General features: G+C 24.4%; 1 protein-coding gene. It reads right to left on the reverse strand.

Going from position 1 to position 813, the window contains the following annotated elements; genetic code table 11:
* The coding region (locus tag DNC80_RS15780) for a hypothetical protein (RefSeq protein WP_182652034.1) at window positions 1-646 on the reverse strand (646 nt) is incomplete at its 3' end.
* Window positions 647-813 lie beyond the last annotated feature (167 nt).

The following is an 813-nucleotide window of genomic DNA, read 5'->3' on the forward strand; positions in this document are numbered from 1 at the left end:
TCTCACAATAATTGAAAAGATATTTAAAAATTTCAAAGTGATAGTCTGTTTTACTAATTTTATTTTTATGTATAATACATTTTGAATGAACTATACAATGTCTTGCTTCAGATAAAATATTTATAAGTTCACCAAATTTTATATTTGCATTATTACTTTTGGAAAAATCCTGAAGTGATTTATTTCCCATTTTTTTTATTAATCTAAAGAGCCTTTCACCTCCTTTTAGATCCTCTCTTTTAATACTTTCTTGAATTTTAAATTTTCTTTTAATGTATTCCTCAAATTCTATATTGTTTTCAGATTTATACAAAACACAGTCCTTAAAATATTTTTCAAGAGCTTCATAACATTGAGAATAAATCAGACAAAATTCTCTTGACAAAATATTTAAAATTTCATTTTTATAATTTTCTTTTAAAGTTTCTTTAAATATACCTGAATGAAAAGGCAATGCCCATCCATTATCAGTTTCGCCTGTCCAATCGCTTAAAAATAAAGTTGAATTTGCACTATATGTTGATCCTATTTCTGTATACTTTTGATAATCCAAAATCAGAATTTTATTTACCCTACTAGTTGTATGTTTATATTCAAGTAATGTTGAAAAGAAATTGTCAATATACTTTTTATATTCATTTTTCATAGTTTTGTTTTCTGTAATTAAATATTGAACATATAAATATTTAAAATTACTTCGCTGTTTGCATTATTTCTAATTCATTGAACAAACTGAGCTCCTCTTGTTTTCCTTTTAAACCCAAAGTATAAATCAAAGGTAAATAATGCTCTGGAGTTGGGATTGCTAATTGT

The organism is Flavobacterium sp. SOK18b (genome assembly GCF_014156605.1).
Classification (GTDB): Bacteria; Bacteroidota; Bacteroidia; order Flavobacteriales; family Flavobacteriaceae; genus Flavobacterium; species Flavobacterium tiangeerense.